This window comes from Paenibacillus castaneae (genome assembly GCF_002884445.1).
Classification (GTDB): domain Bacteria; phylum Bacillota; class Bacilli; order Paenibacillales; family Paenibacillaceae; genus Pristimantibacillus; species Pristimantibacillus castaneae.
In genome coordinates this window covers 1,115,033-1,135,278 of the sequence record NZ_KZ614144.1, presented here as the reverse complement: position 1 = coordinate 1,135,278, position 20,246 = coordinate 1,115,033, and the positions used below count along the sequence as shown (strand labels likewise).

General features: G+C 45.2%; 20 protein-coding genes. 3 read left to right on the top strand and 17 right to left on the bottom strand.

The window, feature by feature from the left end:
- Positions 1–158: 158 nt before the first annotated feature.
- Both CEF13_RS04790 and CEF13_RS04785 read right to left on the bottom strand, forming a co-directional pair.
- A complete protein-coding gene (locus CEF13_RS04790) occupies positions 159–2,084 on the bottom strand; it encodes a PAS domain S-box protein (protein ID WP_102709664.1) in 1,926 nt (641 codons plus the stop codon).
- Between the two features lie 81 nt (positions 2,085–2,165).
- Positions 2,166–3,767: a phospholipase D-like domain-containing protein gene (locus CEF13_RS04785; RefSeq protein ID WP_102709663.1), complete on the bottom strand. Its 1,602-nt coding sequence runs from the start codon at positions 3,765–3,767 to the stop codon at positions 2,166–2,168.
- 184 nt (positions 3,768–3,951) lie between these two features.
- Between CEF13_RS04785 and CEF13_RS04780 the strand changes: the two genes are divergently transcribed.
- On the top strand, positions 3,952–4,170 hold the full coding sequence (locus CEF13_RS04780; protein ID WP_102709662.1) for a hypothetical protein: 219 nt from the start codon (positions 3,952–3,954) through the stop codon (positions 4,168–4,170).
- 67 nt (positions 4,171–4,237) lie between these two features.
- On the opposite strand, the gene CEF13_RS04775 is transcribed toward CEF13_RS04780, so the two are convergent.
- From CEF13_RS04775 to CEF13_RS04725, 11 genes are all read right to left on the bottom strand, one after another.
- Positions 4,238–5,179: an alpha/beta hydrolase gene (locus tag CEF13_RS04775; RefSeq protein WP_102709661.1), complete on the bottom strand. Its 942-nt coding sequence runs from the start codon at positions 5,177–5,179 to the stop codon at positions 4,238–4,240.
- Positions 5,180–5,362: 183 nt separating this feature from the next.
- Positions 5,363–6,910, bottom strand: a complete 1,548-nt coding sequence (gene pruA, locus CEF13_RS04770) for an L-glutamate gamma-semialdehyde dehydrogenase (RefSeq protein ID WP_102709660.1) — start codon at positions 6,908–6,910, stop codon at positions 5,363–5,365.
- A 50-nt stretch (positions 6,911–6,960) separates the two neighbouring features.
- Positions 6,961–7,866, bottom strand: a complete 906-nt coding sequence (rocF, locus tag CEF13_RS04765; RefSeq protein WP_102709659.1) for an arginase — start codon at positions 7,864–7,866, stop codon at positions 6,961–6,963.
- A gap of 5 nt (positions 7,867–7,871) precedes the next feature.
- Entirely contained in the window at positions 7,872–9,083 is a 1,212-nt protein-coding gene (locus CEF13_RS04760; protein WP_102709658.1) for an ornithine--oxo-acid transaminase, read from the bottom strand.
- Between the two features lie 163 nt (positions 9,084–9,246).
- Complete coding sequence (locus CEF13_RS04755; protein ID WP_102709657.1) at positions 9,247–10,209, bottom strand: phosphotransferase family protein; 963 nt, start codon at positions 10,207–10,209, stop codon at positions 9,247–9,249.
- A 30-nt stretch (positions 10,210–10,239) separates the two neighbouring features.
- The gene (locus CEF13_RS04750) at positions 10,240–11,133 is read right to left on the bottom strand and encodes a DUF2167 domain-containing protein (protein WP_166742952.1); all 894 of its coding nucleotides are present in this window, start codon (positions 11,131–11,133) and stop codon (positions 10,240–10,242) included.
- A gap of 130 nt (positions 11,134–11,263) precedes the next feature.
- Positions 11,264–11,569, bottom strand: a complete 306-nt coding sequence (locus CEF13_RS04745) for a DUF6509 family protein (protein WP_102709655.1) — start codon at positions 11,567–11,569, stop codon at positions 11,264–11,266.
- A 106-nt stretch (positions 11,570–11,675) separates the two neighbouring features.
- Positions 11,676–12,611, bottom strand: a complete 936-nt coding sequence (locus tag CEF13_RS04740; protein ID WP_102709654.1) for a manganese-dependent inorganic pyrophosphatase — start codon at positions 12,609–12,611, stop codon at positions 11,676–11,678.
- Between the two features lie 153 nt (positions 12,612–12,764).
- Positions 12,765–13,655 (bottom strand): sugar phosphate isomerase/epimerase family protein, encoded by an 891-nt coding sequence (locus CEF13_RS04735; RefSeq protein WP_102709653.1) that lies wholly within the window; start codon positions 13,653–13,655, stop codon positions 12,765–12,767.
- Positions 13,656–13,674: 19 nt separating this feature from the next.
- A complete protein-coding gene (locus CEF13_RS04730) occupies positions 13,675–14,532 on the bottom strand; it encodes a sugar phosphate isomerase/epimerase family protein (RefSeq protein WP_102709652.1) in 858 nt (285 codons plus the stop codon).
- Complete coding sequence (locus CEF13_RS04725; RefSeq protein ID WP_102709651.1) at positions 14,529–15,587, bottom strand: Gfo/Idh/MocA family protein; 1,059 nt, start codon at positions 15,585–15,587, stop codon at positions 14,529–14,531. The genes CEF13_RS04730 and CEF13_RS04725 overlap by 4 nt, the downstream gene beginning before the upstream one ends.
- 136 nt (positions 15,588–15,723) lie before the next feature.
- Between CEF13_RS04725 and CEF13_RS04720 the strand changes: the two genes are divergently transcribed.
- Complete coding sequence (locus CEF13_RS04720) at positions 15,724–16,590, top strand: AraC family transcriptional regulator (RefSeq protein ID WP_341806419.1); 867 nt, start codon at positions 15,724–15,726, stop codon at positions 16,588–16,590.
- A 31-nt stretch (positions 16,591–16,621) separates the two neighbouring features.
- On the top strand, positions 16,622–17,683 hold the full coding sequence (locus CEF13_RS04715) for an endonuclease/exonuclease/phosphatase family protein (protein ID WP_102709649.1): 1,062 nt from the start codon (positions 16,622–16,624) through the stop codon (positions 17,681–17,683).
- Positions 17,684–17,741: 58 nt separating this feature from the next.
- Here CEF13_RS04715 and CEF13_RS04710 read toward each other — a convergent pair whose 3' ends face one another.
- The 4 genes from CEF13_RS04710 to CEF13_RS04695 are packed head-to-tail and all read right to left on the bottom strand — an operon-like array spanning position 17,742 to position 20,168.
- The gene (locus CEF13_RS04710) at positions 17,742–18,458 is read right to left on the bottom strand and encodes a YjjG family noncanonical pyrimidine nucleotidase (RefSeq protein ID WP_102709648.1); all 717 of its coding nucleotides are present in this window, start codon (positions 18,456–18,458) and stop codon (positions 17,742–17,744) included.
- A 46-nt stretch (positions 18,459–18,504) separates the two neighbouring features.
- Positions 18,505–18,966: a DMT family transporter gene (locus CEF13_RS04705; protein WP_102709647.1), complete on the bottom strand. Its 462-nt coding sequence runs from the start codon at positions 18,964–18,966 to the stop codon at positions 18,505–18,507.
- 23 nt (positions 18,967–18,989) lie between these two features.
- Positions 18,990–19,688: a Crp/Fnr family transcriptional regulator gene (locus tag CEF13_RS04700; protein WP_102709646.1), complete on the bottom strand. Its 699-nt coding sequence runs from the start codon at positions 19,686–19,688 to the stop codon at positions 18,990–18,992.
- Positions 19,689–19,742: 54 nt separating this feature from the next.
- The gene (locus CEF13_RS04695; RefSeq protein ID WP_102709645.1) at positions 19,743–20,168 is read right to left on the bottom strand and encodes a DMT family transporter; all 426 of its coding nucleotides are present in this window, start codon (positions 20,166–20,168) and stop codon (positions 19,743–19,745) included.
- Between the last annotated feature and the right edge of the window lie 78 nt (positions 20,169–20,246).

Below are 20,246 nucleotides of genomic sequence, written 5' to 3'. Positions count from 1 at the left end.
TGCGAATAATAATAGTGAATCATCCTCTCTAGTTCATCTCTGTTACAGCGAATTCATATACTCGATTTATTATGATTTAACTGTAATTTCCAAGCGTGAACTAAACAAGGTAATGTTTAATTTAAACCATTTTATTGGCAAAGGAGAAAGCCGCTCCTTCAATACGTGGAGTAGCTTGTACTTTTGATATAGCTCTCAATAACGCCATACAGAACATGGCTCTTAATCGGCTTACTGATATAGTCATCCAATCCGCAGTCCAAATATTTCTCGCGATCGCCTTTCAGTGCATTTGCCGTAACGGCTACAATATAGGGGCAAATGCCTGGAGGCAGGCTTTTTTGAATGGCCTCCGCAGCCTCAAGGCCAGACATGAGAGGCATGTGCACATCCATGAATACAATATCGTATCGTTGGCGCTTAACAGCCTCCACGGCTTCGATTCCATTCTCAACAATATCCGCATCATAACCAAACTTTTCAATCATCTTTTTGATGACAGTTTGATTAACTTTATTGTCCTCTGCTATCAAAATTTGAAGCGGGCGCTGCGGCTGTTGTTCCTTATAAGTAGTCAAATCTCCTTCAAGTATATGCCCATATTCCCCTACCTGGAAACAGACATTGAACACAAAGGTAGATCCCGCCCTGTCATTATGCTCATACCAAATCTGGCCGTCCATTAATTGTACAAGCTTTCTGCTAATCGCAAGTCCTAGTCCGGTTCCCTCAACCTTGCGATTCATGAAATGATCTACTTGGTAAAAGGGATCAAATAAATGAACAACCTTCTCATTCGGAATACCAATACCTGTGTCTACGACTGTAAATTGAAGCATTAAATCGTTATGCTTATGCATCATCTTCTCTACTGAAACGATGACATCCCCATTCATAGTAAACTTAATAGCATTGCCGATTAAATTGATCAGCACCTGTCTTAGTTTCATAAAGTCGCCGAAGACGAGAGATGGAACATCGGGATTAATAGAGATCGAAACCTTTACATTATTCTCTATTGCTTTGGCCATCAATACGTCAACTGTATCTTTAACAATATCACGTACGTCAAATTGTACTTCCAATAAATCTGCCTTGCCTGATTCGATTTTGGAGAAGTCCAAAATGTCGTTAATAATCATAAGTAGCGTATCGCCGCTTTTCTTCATTATTTCTACATATTCCTTTTGCTCATCATCCAAATCTGTGTCCATTAGCATATCCGTCATACCAATGACACCGTTCATCGGCGTGCGGATTTCATGGCTCATCACAGCTAAAAACTCACTTTTAGCTTGATTCGTCTTCTCGGCTGCTTCTTTATCAATCAGCAATTTCTTTTGTTCCGTCATATCTTTGGCGATGAGATAGAAACCAACATTTTTTAATTTTATTATAATAGGCGCAATTGTAATTAATACCTCAACCTCTTGACCATTCTTTTGCTTGATATGATCGATACTTCTTTCAACATCCATATAATTTTCGTTGTTCGCAAGTATTTTTTTAAGGTTCCTCTTGCCCACAATTTTTGAAATACTTGTTCCTATCATTTCATTCGTAGAATATCCCGTAAGCTGTTCCGCCATAATATTGGTATTAATAACGTTACCCTTCAAATCAAATGAAATAATAGCATCATGATTATATTTTTTTAATGATTTATAACGCTCAACGGATTCTTGCAGCTTCATTTCTGCTTGCTTGTTTTCCGTAATATTAACAATTTGTAGAATGAAATAAAGAGGTGTTCGGTCAGTCTCATCCCGCAATAGCGATACATGCAAGGAAGCCCAGACAACATGTCCATCCTTGTGCACATATCTCTTTTCATAGCTGAAGGAAGAACAGACGCCATCTAAGAGGTCTTTAATCAGGCTGTCCTTTATATTATTATCATCTGGATACGTAATATCTTCATCTGAAAGCTTCAGAAGTTCTTCACGTGTATAACCGAATATTTTGCATGCGGCGGGATTAACCCCTACCCACCTGCGCTCCATAGAGACCAAGGCTATACCTATTGGCGCATAATTATATACATGTTCGAACAAAGCGTACTGATTCACCTGTACATCCTCCATACTCGCATTCCCCTTCTCTGACCACATATTAATATTATAACGCAAGTTATTTAACAAAACATAAAAACACTTCTATGTGGTTTATGCAAAGTAAGCCGTGATCTTATTGAGATAAGTGCCGGGATGGAGGGCGGGATATTGGTAAAACTCCTTGCTATCCGTTATTTGCCGTGAAACGAATAGATCATAATCAATCATTTTTTTCACTTTAGTTGCAAAATCCTTGCTCTTAACCAACAGACCCAGCTCGAAATCATGGCGTGCGCTTCTTTCATTCATATTATAGGAGCCGTGGAACACACAATCGGATCGTTTGTCATACGATATTTTCCAATGGGAGAATCGTTCCGTTTCACTATAGTCGTAGAAGGATACTCCCATCATGAAGGGGTCATACATATTGCTGCGGACTGCTGCTTCGTTAGTGGGATGATCATTCACCCGCAAGGAGTTGCAAATCGTAATATGCTTGGCTTGCTCACAGCTCAAGCTATTTAATAGCTCCCAGAAGTCTTGGTCGATGAAATAAGGATTAATAATAATGGTTTCATCGCTAACATAAGAAATTAAGGATAGATGATACTGTTGGATTAAATTAATTGGATTTCCTGGAAAGCTAGATAACAACGTACATTCCTCATAACCGAAATGCCTATCCACGTCCGGATAATAAAAAGAATCATTCGGATCAAACAGATCTCCGCACAGCGCTGTCCATTGATGATAAAAGATGTTATTCATAGATTTGGCAGCTGCGCCTTTGATCCGGAAACAACCGTCATGCCATTCTTCCGATTTACTTGGAATACCGAGCTGTGTTCCATCGAGCTCTATGATTTCCGCAGCTTGGATCGGCGTATCATATAAATATTGATCACCGATATTGATGCTTCCCAAGATGGAGGTCACACCGTCAATAACGATAAACTTTCGATGATTCATAATATCCAATCCGGTAATGGCTTGCTGTTGTATGCAATCTTGGAGAAATAAGCTGCTTTCCGACACACCTCGCGATGCCAGCACCGTCCTTCTCTGCTCCCAATCCGAATCCTTATAACAAGAATGAAACGTGTTAAGCAGCTTTCCACCGGCCTTTGTCAACTGATCGGCAATACTTTGAAAGTCTCCGAATTCCACATTATTCTCATACCCGATTGACGTAATCTCATAATCCACCATAACTCTTACAATGATGCCTCTAGACAAAGCAGATAATAACGCCTGCGCAATTCGGTTGCCCGATTTATCATTGAAGAAGAGCATCACAGACAAGTGGATATAGCGTTCAGCTGCATTTACTTCATCCAATATGATCTGCAAGCAAGCCGGTCCATTCACATAAGCTTCAACTCGGTTATGCTGAGTCGTTTGCGGTGCCAACGCGGCAAGCTTGGCAAGGTCCAGATCATTTACCATAAAGGCTAATTGTTCAAGCGTCTCCTGCTCAACATCAGGAATAGCGATAAGCTGTTCAGCAGAAGTGAAAAATCCACCCAGCTCTTGCCGATAACTTGCTGCCTCTGATCGCTGGAGATGCTGCTCCGCGAAGCGAACAGCTCCCTCTGCCTCGGTTACATATTTATCCAGAGGTCCTTCTGACATGACATAATTTATAAAATGAAGCATCCCTTCTAACAGAGAATCATTCCAATTATCCATCTCTATACGATTAAATTCCATGGGAAGATACCTTCTCTCAACCTTGATTTCATATAGCTGTACTATATAGTAAACAAAAAAGAGCGAAAATCCGCTTTTATTTCAAATTTTCGAAAAACAGCTTAATTTTCATTTATATACAATTGTTTGAACGCTCACCATTATGGGGTAAATGTAGACTATCAACGGATGGAGGTGGAATAAGATGAATGAGTTTGAGAAAGATGCCGATGGTGTTAAGCAGACGAGCAAAAGGGATCATCCTGAGCAATATCCTACCGACAAAGAGAGCTTGTTCGATAAATACAAAAGCCAGCAAACGGTTGATCCGATTCCGGTGGAGGACTTGAAGATGGAGAAGCAGGAAGAGAAAAACAAGGATAAAACGAAGCATCGTTCCTCCAGCGAAAATAAATATAAGTAATGCTCATTCATGATGCAATGAAGAGCAAAAAAAAGCTGCTGATGAATTCCATCAGCAGCTCTTTCTATTATTTACGCAGCCATGAGTTAGCCAATGAAATCGCTCCGTGTGCGGCGGCTGTATCAGCCAAGGCATGCAGCATGACGAAATCATGAATAATCCCTTGGAATCGCACTGCTGTTACATCAACGCCTGCCTCCCGAAGCTTATTCGCATAGGCTTCACCTTCATCCCTCAGCACATCAGCTTCACCCGTAATAACCAATGCAGGCGGAAGGCCGGTCAATTGCTCAATGGAAGCACGCAGCGGAGAAGCCGTTATTTCCGCGCGTTGGTTGGGGTCGGTTGTATATTGATCCCAAAACCACATCATGCCGTCACGCCGCAAAAAATAACCTTCAGCAAATTGATGATAGGAATCGGTATCAAATGAAGCATCCGTCACAGGATAAAACAGGAGCTGCTTATGAATGGGCGGTCCGCCGCGTTCTTTGGCCATCAGCGTAATAGCTGCCGCCATATTCCCGCCAACGCTGTCGCCAGCTACAGTCAAGCGCTCTGCATCCATTCCGTGCTTATGGCCGTTCTCCGCAGCCCACTTCACTACGGCATAAATCTCCTCGATTGCGGTTGGATATTTCGCCTCGGGAGATAAGCTGTAATTGGGAAACACGATACATGCGTGAGCGCCAACCGCCAGCTCTCGAATGAGCCGATCATGCGTATGCGCATTGCCAAATACCCAGCCCGCTCCATGTATATATACAATAACCGGGAGATTCTCAGTTGCATTTGGGGGCCGAACTATTCGGACCGAGACATGGCCGCTTGGTCCGCCCTCGATCGTGAGCTCCTCTGAATCAACCGTCTGCTTATGAATTGGGCTTGATTGTACTTCATCTACAGTCTCACGGCCCTTCTCGGGCTCTAAGTCAAACAGATAGGGTGGTTTCGCATTATCCTGAGCGAATTGGAGTGCAGCTTCTTCGAGCTTAACAACATGTGACATATATATTTCCTCCTTATCGTTTCTACATTAATACACGAAAAAGCTAATTAATAAACATGGCTAAACGATCGATTTGCTGCAGCCCAAAAAAGCCGTTCGTACAATGCGATAGCATCTGCACGAACGGCCTAATATTAATAAAAAATTATGCTTGCAAAATGTGCTGAAAATCATCTTAAATGTTTAAAATCGTTCTGAAATCACCTTGCCCTGCGTAAAAAGCAGCAAGTAGTCGCGCCCGCCAGCCTTCGAATCCGTCCCCGACATATGAAAGCCGCCAAAAGGATGCACACCGACTAATGCTCCTGTGCATTTGCGATTAAAGTAAAGATTCCCAACATGAAACTGCTCGCGCGCTTGCTCCAGCCTGCTGCGATTGCGCGAAATAACGGCTCCTGTTAAGCCGTATTCCGTATTGTTCGCAATATCGAGTGCAGCGTCAAAATTAGCCGCTTTAATAAAGGCTAGGATCGGCCCGAATATTTCCTCCTGCGCAATTCGCGCGTAAGGTGATACATCCTTAATAATAGTAGGCTCAATATAATAACCGCTGCTATCCCCTGTTCTGCCACCTTGCACAATAATGCCTTCCTTGCGGCCTACCTCAATATATTTAAGCACACTTATATAAGCCCGCTCATCGATAACGGGACCTATATCCGTTCGCTGCTCATGCGCTCTGCCCATTCGGAGCTGCTTTGTCCTTGCCGTCACTTTCTCAATGACCTCGTCATAGACAAGCTCATGGACGACCGCACGCGAACAGGCCGAGCATTTCTGGCCCGAATAGCCGAATGCAGAAGCCGTAATCGCCTCTGCGGCCAGATCAAGATCTGCATCTTCGTCCACAATAATTGTATCCTTGCCGCCCATCTCCGCAATGACACGTTTTATCCACTTTTGATCCTGCTGTGTATGCGCGGCCTTCTCATTAATGCGCAGTCCGATCTCACGCGAGCCGGTAAAGCAAATAAAGCGAGTCAGTGGATGCTCCACTAGAAAATCGCCTACCTCATTGCCTGCGCCCGGCAGAAAATTGACAACCCCGTCGGGGAGACCGGCTTCCTTGAGAAGCTCAACAAACTTGGCTGCAATAACGGCAGTCGCGCTTGCGGGCTTGAGTACAACTGTATTCCCAGCTGCAACGGCAGCCATCGTCATGCCTGCTAGAATGGCCAGTGGAAAGTTCCATGGCGGGATAATAATGCCAACGCCAAGCGGAATATAGACGAGCTCGTTATCCTCGCCAGCTGTCGTAATTAATGGCTGGCGCTCTGCGAGCCGCTCCATTTCCCGTCCGTAGTATTCCAGAAAGTCGATTGCTTCTGCTGTGTCTCCATCCGCTTCAGCCCAATTTTTGCCCGCTTCATAAACGAGCCAAGCCGAGAATATATGCTTGCGTGCACGCAGCAGAGCCGCTGCTTTGTATAGCACCCTCGCTCTTGCGAAAGGGGATACACGTTTCCACTCCTCAAACGCTGCCGCTGCGGCAAGTATCGCCTTGTGCGCAAGCGCTGTGTCAGCCTGCGATACGATGCCAATAAGCTGCTTTACATCAGAAGGATTGATCGATTTACGTTTGGTGATGGTTTCAATCTGGTCCGGTCCAATCTTAAGCCTATATTCTTGCCCCAGCTCGGACTCCACCTGCCGCAGCGCCTCTTGAAAAGCGTAAATATTATCGGTTATCGCAAAATTAGTGAAAGGCTCGTTCTGGAATGGTTCCCGCATAAGCGTATCCCTCCTACTCCTTCGAATCCTATTTCATTTCACATTATTGCTCACAGAATCTGTTCGCCTAACAAAGAGCCGATCAGCTCCACCGCAAGCTTAGCCGTTTCGTTATTCGTATCTAAACTAGGATTAACCTCGACGAATTCCGCTGATGTCACAAGACCGGACTGATAGAGCAGCTCCAGCGCAAGATGCGCTTCCCGGTAGCTGAGACCGCCTTTGACTGGCGTTCCTGTCCCCGGAGCTTCCTGAGGATCTACACTATCGATGTCGAAGCTGACATGCACCCCGTCAGTCGTCTGCCTCATCTGCTCCGTGACCTTATCCATAACACTCGCTATGCCAAGCCGATCTATGTCATGCATCGTATAACAGGCTATACCTAATGATCGGATATATGCCTTCTCGCCTGGATCAAGCGACCTCGCGCCGATGATCGCAACATGCTCCGGCTTTATTTTGGGATGAATGCCTCTAAGAGTCGTTAAGCTCGCAATGCCTCTTCCGAGGCTGATGCCGAGTGACATGCCGTGAATGTTGCCCGACGGACTTGTTTCTTCCGTATTAAGGTCAGAATGCGCATCAAACCAAATGACGCCCAGTCTAGCATAATGATCAGCCAATCCCGCAATAGTTCCAATGGATATGCTGTGATCGCCGCCAAGCACTAATGGGAAATCACCGCCCGCTACGAATTGGGATACACGTTCTCCAAGCTGGCTGCTTATGTCTATAACCTCTGCCAGATGCTTAGCATTATCGGTAAGAATTAGCGGCAGCTGAGGAGATAGAGAGATCTCGCTTGTTAATCGGTAACCAAGGCTCAGCTCGTTGAGCTTATCAAGCAATCCCGCCGCATAGAGCATGCTTGCAGGTCCTTGCTCTGCTCCGACGCTCCCCGCTCCTTTGCCAAACGGGACACTAACAATCGCAATGGTTTGCTTGTTGTTCATCGCTGTCAGCCTCCTGCTGTACGGTTTATCTCAAAAACAGCTTGAAGCCGCTCAAAGGCCCAATCGATTTCCGCTTCCGTAATAATAAGAGGAGGAGCTAACCGAATAACATGCTCATGGGTTTCCTTGCACAATACACCTAGTTCCATTAATTTCTCACAATAAACTCTTGCGGGTACGGACAGCTCTATTGCAATCAATAAGCCGCGCCCTCTAATCTGGACAATATCCGGATGGTTAAGCACGGCAAGCTTTCTCATAAAATAATCTCCCTGTCTACTGGAACGCTCGGCCAGCTGCTCAGCCAGCGTCACTTCAATTGCGGCGATAGCTACTGCGCAGCTTAGCGGATTACCGCCAAACGTAGATCCATGGGAGCCTGGTTCAAACACGTCCATAATAATGGAATCGGCAGCGATGGCCGACACGGGCATGACTCCGCCGCCAAGCGCTTTGCCCATAATATAAATGTCGGGTATAACACCTTCCCAATCGCAAGCAAACCTTTTTCCCGTACGGCCAAATCCGGTTTGAATTTCATCCGCGACGAGCAGCACTCCATTCTCCCGGCACAGCCTAGCTGTTTGTTGAAGAAATCCGTCAGCCGGAATCCGAATACCCGATTCCCCTTGAATAGGCTCGATAAGTACAGCTGCCGTATTCGGATTAATAGCTGCGTGCAGCGCATCCAGATCGCCATATGGCACCAGACGAAACCCCGGCGTAAAGGGACCGAAGCCTTGCCGGTAGGCAGCGGTGGAAGAGAATGAAGTGACCGTAACGGTTCGGCCGTGAAAATTGCCCTCGAAGACGATGATTTCCGCTTTTTCATCAGCAATTTTTTTGATGCTGTAGGCCCAGCGCCGTACTGCCTTAATAGCCGTCTCGACCGCTTCTGCTCCGGTATTCATAGGTAGAATCCGTTCTTTGCCCGTATAGGCCGCCAGCTTCTCACAAAATGCACCCAGCACTTCATTGTGGAAAGCTCGCGACGTAATCGTTACCTTATCCGCTTGCTCCTTCATTGCTTCCATAATGCGAGGATGTCGATGCCCATGATTCAAGGCCGAGTACGCGCTGAGCATATCCATATAACGCACGCCCTCTGAATCATTCATCCACACGCCATCTGCATGGCTAATGACAATTGGCAGCGGATGATAATTATGAGCGCCGTATCGCTCAGCAAGCTCAATATCCTTCTCTGCTCGGTTCATCATCTGCTCCTTTCTGCATGCCTTGCAAAAAATAGCTGTTTTTGCAGTTTATGCGGCTCCGAGGACACAAATAACAATGAAGCCTATTTAGAATGCCGTCAGCACAAATAAAGGGCCGACCCATAAGTAGATCATCTACTTATGGGTCGGCCCCTTATAGCTATTAGTTGCTTCTGCTCATAAACCGATTCCAGCCCTGTACTAAATTATCCCGCGTCCAATTAATATGATTGATGTCCGAATAGAAACGATAAGCACATTCAATCGATAATATTAAATCCAAGTAAAGATCATATAAGGCTATTCTAGCTCGTTGTGAGGGTGTGAGCTCTGATAGCCCATAGCCATCGAAAAAGGACTGTGATTGATTGAAATGACCGAAATATATTTCCAGCAGCGGATCACCCCATAATGCACGTTCGAAATCGATAAGCCCAGTAATCGCTGCGTCCTTCACAAATATGTTGCCGTCCCACAAATCCCAGTGGACTAGCCTCGGCTCTATTACTTCATCCAGCGCATCCAAACGAAGCGAGATCTCTTGACGAATTGTCTCGTATGAAGCCGGCAGCCTCACATTCTCTCTCTCGCCATCTGCCAATACATCCAGCAGCATACGATGAAACGTTGTTTTCCAAGGAGTTCCCGGCTCATCCGTGTGTGCAAAGCAGCCAAAGCTTTCGCCGCGTATTTCATTAATTCGACGGTTATATATGCCAAGCTGATGCTCAATCCCGCTGCGCTGCTCATCAGTCAAGCTTTTTTTCACCTTATTGTAAGGCTCTCCCTCAAGCTTCTCCATGACGAAATATTCACAGTTTACAATCGACTTCGTTTGATCATAGGCGTAAATCTGCGGAACAGGAATAGAACCCGTTTGCTTCACTAAGCGCATGACTTCAACCTCAGCGGCCATAATATGCTGCTCGTAGGTCATCATTTTGGTGTTGGAAGGCGGTGCGACCTTGATAATAACGTTTCGTCCATCTTGAAGCGTAACGGAATACGCACTGTTCGCACATCCATCCGTTAATTCTACATTAGCTGTTATCTTCTGCCCAAATGTTAGCTCGGCTATTGCCGAGATCTCGACTTCCGTAAGCTTCCTCTTGATTCCGCTTTCCATCGTCGTTCGGCTCCTCCTTGTAAAACCGTATCATTTTGGCTGATCATGATTTATTGGCTCGTATGGCTCTTTTCTTTGCGCAGCCGCTTCACGGCGCCGTTTAAACCAAGACCAAATTGCAGCTGGGATGGCAATGAGTACAATCCAGAACTTTTTGAGAAGCACTGCACCCGCTACGAGCAGCCCTGCTTTCTTGGCAGCGACTAATCCAGCGCCTCCCAGAATAAGGCCCGTTAAACCAAATTCCGATATTTTGTCAGAGGAAGAATCAAAGTCAGAATAGCGACTTCCTTCATTAATCGAATAATTAGGCAAAATAAGCGTTTGCAGCGTTTGGACGTCCTGGTCAAGCCTTGTTGGATCGGTCACGAGCAGTGATGATACATAGCCTTCGCGAGTCAGCATCCGAACGTTATAATTGATGATAGGCTCGCCGGTGCTGTCCTCAGCCTCTAGAGCCCAAACCAGCGTACGATTCTCTTCATTATAAAACGGCTCCGTATGCCAGCCCTTTACATAAAGACGATCTTCCTCCACGCGATTCTTATTCGCTTCCTCTGTCCCCTGCTTATAGCTCTTGAGAAGCGCCTTAGCATCAATCTTGTTTTTCTCCGCATCCGAAATATGGCCGGCATCGACATATTCAAATACGACAAACCAATTTTCGTTCTCGTCTACGGGGAACACGCTGCCGATATCCGTATCATACGTTTGATTGCCTATGTATTCCTGAATGATTGCCGTATCTTTCTTGTCCAGGTAAAGCAGTGATTCATCCAGCTTGAGCGAGGATATGTCTCCTACTTGAACGGTATCACCGCCTTCTACCCAAGTTACCTCAGGTGAGGCCTCGGCTGCGGATGCTGTCGAAGCCATTAGCATAAAAACTGTGAATAAGCTAACAAAAAGCTTGGTAAATCTCATCAAATAACCCCCAGAAATTAATAATACCTTCGCATTTATCATTATTTGTCGCCTATGACAAATTTTTAAATGATAACGAATTATATTATCCTATTTCCAGCATTTTGAAACAAGTGGGTAGAGAAAATATTTATTTTATTTCATTTGCAGCCGCATCAAAGTGTTCTTTACAATACGCAAACACCATTTGTTCTTCATCCTCTTCCAGTTCAAAATCAATATAACGGTTAGAGGAGGTCGTCAAAAACTCATACTTAGCTATACGGGCGCTGCCATCCTCGATGACATAAATCACACGGAGAGAAACCCCCTCATCATGATGAAGCTCATCATCCTCCGCAACGTCCAGATCAAGCAGAAATTCATATCTTTCCCCTGTCAAAATGCCGAACGGGTCCTTCATAAGCTCTACGCTATATTCGGTTACAGTAAACATTCGATCCACTCCTTCTCTGTCTTTCTAACTCATTCTAACAAAATAAGAGGCAGTCCGAAACTTGCTAAGCAAGTTTCGGACTGCCTCTATCGAATCGCTGCTCTACTTATGACAAGCTGCTAAGCGTTTCTGTCAATACAGGTACGATTTGTGATTTGCGGGATACAACGCCCTTCAACACCGCTTTATTGTCGGACAACGTCACATTGTAAGCTTTCTCAACAGCATGAGCTTGAGCGCCCAGTGCAAGAGCAATGGAATCATTGTTCAAAATATCGGTAACGACAAGCACGAACAGATCAAGCCCTTTAGTCGCAATTTTGTCATTAAGAGCTGCTTCCAGCTCCGCTTGGCGTGAAAGAACATCATTCGTATCCACCGCATTCACTTGGGCGATTTCTACTTTGTAGCTGCCCATTGCGAATTCCTTCGCATCGAGGGAGATCAGCTGTGCAATCGTTTTGTCGCTTAGATCCGCGCCCGCTTTCAACATGTCCAGACCATAGCTGTCTGCGTCTACGCCAGCAATTTCTGCAAGCTCACGAGCGGCTGCTACGTCTTGCTCCGTGCATGTTGGAGATTTGAACAGCAGGGAGTCAGAAATAATAGCAGAAAGCATAAGTCCAGCAATTTCTTTGCGAATGGCTACGCCATTCTCTTTATATAATTTATTCAGAATCGTTGCTGTGCAGCCAACAGGCTCAGCGCGGAAATAAAGCGGGTGACTTGTCTCGAAATTAGCAATACGATGGTGATCGATAACTTCCAGCACACGCACTTGATCGATGTCATTCGCACTTTGCTGACGCTCGTTATGGTCAACCAAAATAACTGTATCCGTCTCATCCGCAACGTTCTCAATGAGACGCGGAGCTGCAATTCCGAAATAATCCAAAGCATATTGTGTTTCGCCGTTAATATCGCCAAGACGAATCGCTTCTACGTCAGCGCCTAGCTTTGTTTTGAGCTCTGCATAAGCAATAGCCGATGTAATCGTGTCGGTGTCCGGGTTTTTGTGTCCGAAAATAAGTGTTTTAGTCATTAGGAGTACTCCTTAAAGGTTATTTTTCGGCTGGGCTCCCCTGTGGGTCTAATCCCAAATCCGTTTACTAAAAACCATTATAACTTTAAGTACTCTTTATTCCTATACCTTTACACCGAATTACTAAAAAATTTATAAAAACATCATTCTCTCTTATGCTTTATAAGCCTTCAAGAACTGAACCGCTTTGCTAATATCGCCCTCTGGATTCGTGCCGACCTCGCGCTCAATCGTTAAATAGCCCGCGTATCCAATCTCCTGAAGCGCACGCAAGTAGGCTGGCCAGTCAACGCCGCCTTCGCCAAGGGGAACCTCGCGGAATGAAGGGCCGGCTTCAGCCATCGAAGCAATATTTTCATGATTAAGCGAGACCTCATAGCCGTAGTCGCCGTATACATCACGTGGATCAATGTGACCTAGCTTTAAGCCATCTTTGGCATGGGTATGCACGATATAATCCTTCAGCGTATATACGCCTTGAACCGGATCATCGCCTGTAACCATGACCATATTCGCCGGATCGAAGTTAACCGCAACGCCCTTTGTCCCAAGCCCATCGAGGAAGGACTTCAGATGCGAAGCCGTTTCGGGACCTGTCTCAATAGCGAAAAACGCTTTCATCTCGTTCGCATAACGAGCCAGCTCCTCGCAAGCTGTATGCATCGTCTCGTATACGCGGCTATTCCTATCATCCGGAACAATTCCGATATGCGTCGTGATAATATTCGTTCCAAGCTCCATGCCCAGCTCCATAATGCGTTTAGACTTGTCAATCTTGGCGCGGTTTTGTTCGGGGTCCTGAAAGCCGTGTCCGCCCAAATCTCCGACCAAGGCAGAAATCTCAAGCCCGAGTGATTCAATATACGCTTTCCACTCTTTCCTTGCTGCTGCGGATAGGTTGGCAGGATCAAGCTCTCCTTGAACGGCATACATCTGTACGCCGTCTGCCCCAACCTCCTTTGCTTTGAGCAGGCCTTGCTTTACGCCAACTTGAAAGCTATCGACAATAACACCAATTTTATTCGTGATTATTGGGTTTCCCATTATGAATTACCTCCTTTGTTTATAGTTCATTCCATACTCTCTTAACGAACTCAAAGCCAATCCGTGTTCCTTTGCGGCAATCTTCCATACCTTCGAATTCAATGGAAATATAGTCATCATAGCCGCTCTCTTTGACCTTGCGCAGCACATAGGGGATATCGATGTCGCCATGCCCGACAATTGCACCGCGCAGCCAATTGCCGTTTGATGAATTAAACCAGCCTTCGCCTGGATTATCCTTGGAAGAGCGGTAATAGAAATCTTTCACATGAACCATTGATGCCATGCTGATGTTATTCGCTACTGCCGCCGCAGGGCTTTCGTCCACACAGAGGAAATTGCCGATATCGAGCGTCGTTCTGAAGTTAGGACGGTCCACCAAATTAACAAGAGACTTCACGCGATCACTGTGCTGAATAAAGAAACCGTGATTTTCTACGCTTGTCGTAATTCCGAATGGCAGCGCGTAGTCCGCAATTTCTTGGCAAGCCTTAGCCAGCCTCGGCAGCTCTTTAAGAAAGTTGACAATGGACAGGTCCCCCGATGAGGCAACATCATGACGCATTTTTCTAACGCCCAGCGCCGCTGCAACATCAACCTCCCGCTTCAGCCGCGCTACTTCCTGCTCGAACTGCTCGTCATTCAAGCCCGAGAAGTTCGCACCTACGGCATAATTGGATATTTCAATTCGGCTTTCCTTCGCCTGATTTTTAATAACCTCAATTAATTCCGGATTATCTACGAGATTGAAACCAAGCGGCACGATCTCAACATGCTCTGCGCCTATAGACGCAATATAATCAATGATTTCGGCAATCGACATTTCACCGGCACTTAGTGCTTGGTACAAGCTGTACATGCTAATTCCTAGCTTCATAGACGAACTTCAGCTCCTTTGGCCGCGGATTCATAAATTCCGCACAATATTTTCATTATTTCAACGCCGTCCTGAACGGGACTGATAGGCTGTTTATTATTCGAAATGCATGCAGCAAAATGATTGATTTCATTCTGGAATGCGCCGTCAAAATGAAACCCAGGATGATCAGTTTGCGGATAAATGTTAACAATCGTATCATTCTGCTCGGTTACGATTACCGTTTCCGGATCGATTTCAAAGCCGCCCTTCTCTCCAAACAGCTTGACTGTGCCATCATTATCTTTAGCATGCAGAGTGAAGCTTACATCCATAAGTAAAGAAGCTCCATTCTCAAAGCGGATAAGCGCATTCGCCATATCCTCGACCGTGTTTTTCTCAGCATCATAGTCAGCAGCCTGATAGAAGCTCAAGTTGCGCACATTCGAACGATTGCCAAGCTTCTTGTATGTATTTGCACTTACGGAGACAGCCTTCGGACGCCCCATCATATACCAGCATAAGTCGATGATATGAACGCCAATATCGATCAATGGGCCGCCGCCTGAGCGTTCAATATCGGAGAACCAGCCGCCTGGATTTCCTAAGCGTCTAATATTAGATGCTTTGGCGAAATAGATTTCGCCGAATTCGCCCCTGTCCGCCATCGAGCGAAGCAGCTGCGCATTTGTATCATAACGACGTACGAAGCCCACTTGAAGCAGCTTACCAGAACGTTCTACAGCTTCTTGTACGAGAAGCGCTTCCTCAACGGTTCGACATAGCGGCTTCTCCACAAGCACATGCTTCCCTGCATCCAGTGCGGCAATACTTATTTCAGCGTGCGTGTTATTCCAAGTGCATATACTAACTGCATCAATAACAGGATCGGCAAGAAGCTCCCGGTAGTCGGTAAATACTTTTGTCGCGCCGTACTTTTCTGCTGCTTGCTTTGCACGTTGTTCATTTAAATCACAGACCGCATAGATTGTTGTATTCGGATTGTTCTTATAAGACTGCAAATGCATGGCTGAGATAGAGCCTGTTCCTATAACGGCGATTTGTATCGGCTTCATTGCTAATCTCTCCTTTGTTATCCTAGGGTTTTACCCTCTACACTTTCGTATTATAATGGTTTAAACGAACAACTCCATGCAAACGCGTGCGATTTATTTGTACAATTGTGCTATCTATAGGAGAGGTGTCGATGTAGTGGAAAAATTCGAATCGTTACGCGAGCCGATGGATATGCCTGACCCGCATTTTCCGATCAAATTTCATCGTAACTTTGCTGATCATCAAGGCAAAATTATATTTCCTCACCACTTTCATGAGCATCTTGAGTTTCTCTATTTCGTATCCGGCGAAGCTACCATTGAGTGCGGCTCCACAACCATCCACGCGACAGCTGGGGATTTGATTGCCGTCAACAGCAATGAGCTGCATTACGGTATCAGCCAATCGTCCAATTTGTTCTACTATGCCCTTATTGCCGACATTTCTTTGCTGCACAGCCAGGTCGTTGATGCGGCAGAAACAAAGTTTATTACACCTATTACGCAGAATAGGCTGCTCCTTCGCAATCATATTAGCGGCGACAGCAGCGTCACGTCATGCATGCTCGCTATCATTAACGAGCTGGAGCAGCAGGAGTTCGGGTTCGAGCTAGCAATAAAGTCTGAACTCTATCGGCTGCTCACCTTGCTGCTGCGGGGGCATGTCGCGACCGTTCTTACCCCAGATGAATACGCTGAACGGTTGAAAAATATTGCCCGCTTCGCACCCGTATTTCAATACATAGAGAAATGCTACCAGGAGGAGCTGAGCGTCGATATTCTCGCGAGCATGGCAAGCTTAAGCCGCTTTCACTTCAGCCGTTTATTTAAGGAATTAAGCGGCCGAACCGTAACGGAATACATAACGGCGACCCGACTCGACAAAGCCGATTATTTGCTGCGCCACAGCCCGCTGTCCGTATCGGAGGTAGCTGCCGCAACAGGATTCAATGATATTTACTACTTTAGCCGGACTTTCAAGAAGCATAAGAAAGCATCCCCTTCATCACTGCGGGGAAGCTAGTATTCCACAATACAAGGAAGGAGTGATCAAGATGGTGAAAAAACTAGTAAAGGGGCTTGTCTCTCTTATTGCTGCTGTTGTGCTCCTGTTGGGCTGCTTTCTGCTCTATATAACGATTACAGATTATAAGCCGGCACCAGTCGTCGAGCTAACAGTTGAAGCAAACAGTGAGAACATCATTAAACAAAATGAGCCTTTCACGGTTACCACATTCAACATTGGTTATGCCGGACTAGATCATAACCAGGATTTCTTTATGGATGGAGGGAAGCAGTCCCGCTCCAGCAGCGAAGAACAAACGAGGATGAATCTAGCAGCCATCACCGCTTTCATGAAAGAAGCAGCCTCTGACTTCTATCTGGTGCAAGAAGTGGACACCAAATCTTCTCGAAGCTACAAAATCAATGAAGCCTCCTACCTATCGAATGAGCTCGACCATTACAGTCATGTGTTTGCTATAAACTACAAGGTTCCTTGGGTACCAGTCCCGATCCTTGATCCGATGGGGTCTGTCAATAGCGGTTTATTAACGCTATCCACCTTCGAAAGTACAGAAAATCTAAGATACGACCTGCCAGGCAAAGAAAGCTGGCCGCGGCAGCAGCTTGAATTGGATAGAGCTTTCCTCGCATCCAGATTGCCTGTTGATAACGGGAAAGAGCTTGTCCTCGTTAATCTTCATTTATCTGCGTTTGATAAAGGCGGCCTTATCCGTAGACAACAGCTCGAATTCTTATCGGACTATATAAAGAAGGAAAATGAGAAAGGCAATTATCTGATCATAGGCGGAGACTGGAATCATGCTTTGCCTGGCACCGACCCGGGAGCGTTTCCCACCACGCAAGCATGGCCGGAATGGCTGCAGCCATTCCCTGCTGATTTCACGCCTGAGGGCTTTCAATGGGTCGTCGACAGCAGCATACCTTCCGTTCGGACAGTGGATGTTGCTTATACGGCAGGCATCAATTTCCAAGCCGTCATTGATGGTTTTCTAGTGTCTCCTAATATTACTGTTGTTGCCGTACACGGTAATAAGCTTGAATATGAGCACAGTGATCACAATCCAGTAACTGCACAGTTTATTTTGCAATAGCGATACTCATGCAAAAGGGTGCCCATGGGCACCCCTTTTGCTTTTGCTAATTCGAACCTTAACCTTGCTGAGGCGCTGATTCCTTGTCTATGTTTAAAATCCGATAAAGCTCATCCAGCTTTTGTATTTCATAGGTTGGTACGATTTCGGTATGATTAGATTTCATTGTAGGATTGAACCAGCATGTATCCAGACCAGCCAGCTGACCGCCTACAATATCCGCACTAAAGGAATCTCCAATAATCAATGCCTTTTCTACAGAGAAATCAGGAATCCGCGCAAACACATAATCAAAATAAGGCTTCATTGGCTTCTGATAACCGGTGTCCTCTGACACAAAAACACCTTTAAATAACGGATGTAGACCTGAACCACGCAAACGTTTATCCTGAGTTTTGGAAACGCCGTTCGTAACAATGTACAAATCATATTTATTTTGAAGATCTGAGATTAATTCCATTGCCCCCACAACCAGCTGATGCCCCTCTTCCAAGAAGCTGCGATAGCTCTTCTCCAATAAGGCTCCGTCAACCTCATGACCGTATTCTTTAAATAGCAGGGAATAGCGCGTATTCACTACCTCATCACGATCGATTTTCCCTTCTTCAAACGATTTCCAGAGCCCTTGATTTATTTTCTGATAATGGGCTTTGATTTCAGTCGTTAAGGTCATTTTCTGAGAATCGAAAAGCAAACGCAACGCTGCATCCTCAGCAGCACCGAAATCCAATAACGTATCATCTACATCAAATAATAAGGTTTGGTATTTTTTCAAATTGATCTCTCCATCTTTTGATGTTATTTCTAGTCGTATTGTTAGCTCAATTATATGCCTTCTGCTTCTCAATTTCACCGCCTAGTTTAAATACAAAAATACCGCCTGCAATGACCACCACGCCTATTAACTGCATGAAAGTAAAAGGGATCTTCTCTAAACCAAACAACCCTAGTGAATCCCACAATAAAGCAAAAACGAGCTGTGAGGATAGAACAATTGAAATGGCATACGTAGCACCCAGCAGCTTTATGCCCTGCACTAGACAGATGACCACCCCTACTCCAATCGTACCGCTGGCCCAGTACCAAGGCTTCATATTTTGCAGCATAAATAAATGTGAGCCTTCCATAATTAGACCGATGGTCAATGAAGCTAGAAATCCCATACCTAACACTAATGAAGTTGTCGCCCAAGAACCTGTACGCTCATTTACCTTGCTGTTGAATATATTTTGCAAACTAATCAGCGAGCCTGCGATGAGCGCCATTAGTAGTCCAACAATCATAGTTCCTACACTCCCATCACTAATTATTCATAGATATTACGACTTGCCAGCGCACTTAATCCTTCTCTGTCTTTAATCTGAATGAACTCTTTGCTGCGCTCAACAAGCCCCTCTGTACAAAACTGCCTAATGACCCGATTCAGATGTCTAGAGCTGGTTCCGATTAAATTGGCCGTATCCTTAATGCTGGCTATGCTTAACTTCCCATCAAATAATGAATCGGATTCGTCAATAGAGACAGACAATAAATAACTTGCCAATCGCACTTCCACAGGATACATCAAGTTGAAGCTTAACGAGGAGGATTTTATATAAAATTTTTGTGTAATGATTTTAAGTAGAAACTGCAGCAGCGACGAATCATCACTTGCATATTTTCTCAGCCACCGATGATGAACACCGATCATACAAACAGATGATACAGCTTCTACCGTATTGATAATTTCAGTTCCCTGAACGTATTCAATATCCCCGATCATCTCAAGCGGTGTTTTGAAAGAAAGAATAAGCGTTTTGCCCTCTACCGAGGTGGTATAGATTTTCACCTTCCCCTTAACAAGTATATATAGATACTGTAAAGGCTCTCCTTGGGAACAGATGAGCTCACCTTGATCGAAGCTGTATAGTGATAAATGCGGCATTAATTGATCATTAAACACCGATGCTATTCCATGGGCGTGCAAATATTCAACAACTTGCTCACGATCCTTCATTTCTTTCATAACTCGATTTCGCCTCCAGCGTTCACCTTATAGCCTTGGGGCATATTTTTGCTTTCAATAACGTAATAGGACCACACCGGCTATCATCATTCCGATACCGATAAACTGGGATAGCCTCATTTTCTTTTTCGCTATTCCGAACCAGCCGTTAATCTCGATTAGAAAGGTGAGGCTTAGTTGAGCAATCAGAAGAGCAGACACAGAAAGGGTAACACCGATTTGATGAATGGCCGTCACATTACTAAATATAATTAATGCCGCTAAGGCGCCGCCAGTCAAATATAACGGCTTTACTTCCTTAAACGATTGCCATTTGCCATCTCTTACAAACATCAGAATAGACAAGGCCACAATGAATCCGGTTAGCTGGGTTATCGTCGCCGCCTGCCAAGTCCCAATGTCCTCACTAATTCTTGCATTTGCTACTCCTTGTAAAGTAATGAAAGCCCCGCCTAAAAAAGCAAATATAATGCCTTTCATGTTTTCTCTCCCCCCAATTAGATCTCTTTATTATTAAATGACAAATCCAATTAGGTTGGGAAGGACATATGTCCTCAG